This window comes from Parafannyhessea sp., assembly GCF_051876455.1.
Lineage (GTDB): Bacteria > Actinomycetota > Coriobacteriia > Coriobacteriales > Atopobiaceae > Parafannyhessea.
In genome coordinates, this window is sequence record NZ_JBJEHW010000153.1 from 1 (window position 1) to 2,242 (window position 2,242).

The 2,242-nt window shown below is 69.0% G+C and carries 1 protein-coding gene and 1 pseudogene; both read right to left on the bottom strand.

Annotation, left to right across the window (positions count from 1 at the left end):
• Positions 1–168 precede the first annotated feature (168 nt).
• Entirely contained in the window at positions 169–2,049 is a 1,881-nt protein-coding gene (locus ACI38Z_RS06700) for an elongator complex protein 3 (RefSeq protein ID WP_439789417.1), read from the bottom strand.
• 4 nt (positions 2,050–2,053) lie between these two features.
• Positions 2,054–2,242 (bottom strand): annotated as a pseudogene (locus ACI38Z_RS06705) (nucleotidyltransferase domain-containing protein); the annotation flags it as partial.

Consider the following 2,242-nt stretch of genomic DNA (forward strand, 5'->3'; position numbering starts at 1 on the left):
ACTACCACACCATGTACATCGGCTACGTGGAGCGCGCGCTCAAGGCGGAGTAGCCAGGGCAGACAGGCGCAAGTGCGGGCGCCGGCGGGGCGAAACGGTCCCGGCCGGCGCCCGCACGCGTTACGGCGCCTGCCCGCTGCCCGCGGACCCGGCCCTCGCCCGCCCGCGTTACAGCTCGCGGCGCTGGTAGAGGCCAACGTCCGCAAAACCCAGGTGGCGGTAGTACTCGCGCGTGCCCACGGAGCTGATCACGTTGATGCGCGCGTAGCCGGCCTCGCGTGCGATGTCGCAGGCGCGCGAGACCAGGGCGCGGCCCAGCCCCTGGTGCTGCGAGGACGAGTCCGCCTTGCCAAGGTGCGCCGCCTGGCCGTAAACATGCACTTCTCGGATCATGGCGTCGCCGGGACGCGTGGGCAGCTTGTCCGCGCACACGTCCAGCGTGCCGGCCGCGAGCGCGTCCCAGTTGGGAAGCGACAGCCGCAGGAAGCCGGCGATGCGGCCCTCGGGCGTGACCCACTGCAGAAAGTGCTCGCACGTGACGGCCGTGTTGTACGTGACGTCGTCCAGGCTGAGCGCGCCCAGGTCCACCTGCGAGCGCGCGATCTCGCGAAAGCGGATGTCGTGCACGCGGCCAGCCAGGCCCTCCTGCCGGATGCGGCCCTCCACCATCTGGCGCAGGTTGGTCTTCTTGTTGCCCACCAGGATGTCGTCCGCGCCGATGTCGCGGATCATGCGGCTGATGCGCATGTACGGCGGCGTGGCCAGCGTGTCCGCCACCAGCACGCTGAGCAGCTCGTCCTCCGTGTAGGGCCGCCAGCGGCCGGAGCGGTAGAGCCCCACCAGCTGCGTGCCCGCCACGAGCGCGCAGGGGTAGAGCTTGACCTCGTCCGGCAGGAAGCCGGGGTCCGTCACAAACGTGCGGAAGTCCGCCACGTCCTGATCGGGCGTGGAGCCCAGCAGGTTGACCATCAGGTGCGAGTGGATCTTGAACCCAAAGAGCCGTATGAGCGAGAAGGACCGCCGTATCTGTTGCACCGTGGTACCGCGATGGTTGGCGTCCAGCACCTGCTGGCGTGTGGACTGGATGCCGACCTGGATCTTGGTGCATCCCAGCTTGCGGAAGAGCGTGAGGCTCTGCGGCGTGATGGCGTCGGGCCGCGTCTCGATCACGAGGCCCACCACGCGATGGGCGGCGGTCTCGTTGCGGCGCTGCTCGGCCGCGAGCTCGTCCGCGGTCGCATGCATTATTGCGGCTGCCTGCCTAAAGCGCTCGCTCTTCTCGCCCCAGGGATCCTCGTTGGTGGGGACGCTGCCGTACAGGCGCGCGAAGGCCTGGTTGTAGGTCATGAGGCCAGCGTTGACCAGCTGCTGCTCCGGCGCCACCTCGCGCGCGAGCGTGGCTGGGTCGTTGGAGATGCCCAGCTTGCGGTAGTGGTCGCGGCGCGCCTCGAGCTCCGGCGTGGGGACGGGCCAGCTGTTGAGCGCGCGGAAGAGCTCGCGCACGAACCAGAGCTGGTAGGACTCCGGGTAGTCGCTCCACGTGCCGCCCAGCACGATGAGCTCGACCTTGTCCACGGAGTGGCCCATCTGGTGCAGCGCGGTGAGCCGCGTGGTGACCTGCAGGAACGGGTCGAAGTAGTTTTGCTCCGCGCGCTGGCAGGCGGGCTCGTCTGCCAGATAGCTTTTTGGCATGCGGAGGTCGTTGGGGCAGTACACGCACCGGCCCGAGCACGGGTGCGGCCGCGTGAGCACCGTGATGGTGGCCACGCCGGACGCCGTGCGGCGCGGCTTCATGCGCAGCGTGCGGAGCAGACGCCGCTCGAGCGCGGGGTCCACGCCCCACGCGCGCCAGCGATCCGGCTCCTCCTGTTTGACGCGCAGGTAGAAGGGCAGGATGTAGCGCTTGGAGAGATGCTTGGCGTTGTTGGAGATGCCGCGGTTGTGCCGGCGGACGATGCGGTCCAGGTCGAGCGGGCCGAGCGAGCCCTCGCCCGGCGGGTCGGGCAGGCGGCGCAGCGCGTCAAGTATGTCGAGCAGCAGGTCTTCCATGTGGCTAGGCGTCCTCCGACTCGTACAGAACCTTGCCGTCGCGCGCAATCTCCCGGCGAAGCTCGTCCGAGACGTGCCCGTCCAAGTTGACGATGTCCAGCTCGAGCAGGCTCCAGAGTTCGTCCTGCAGGCGATCGTACAGCGCGCCAAAGTCGGGGCAGCCCTCGATCGCCAGGTCGATGTCGCTCTTGGG

Excerpts from the sequence above, each read along its gene's own strand:
- ACI38Z_RS06700 (WP_439789417.1), bottom strand. The coding sequence starts at position 2,049 with ATGGAAGACCTGCTGCTCGACATACTTGACGCGCTGCGCCGCCTGCCC.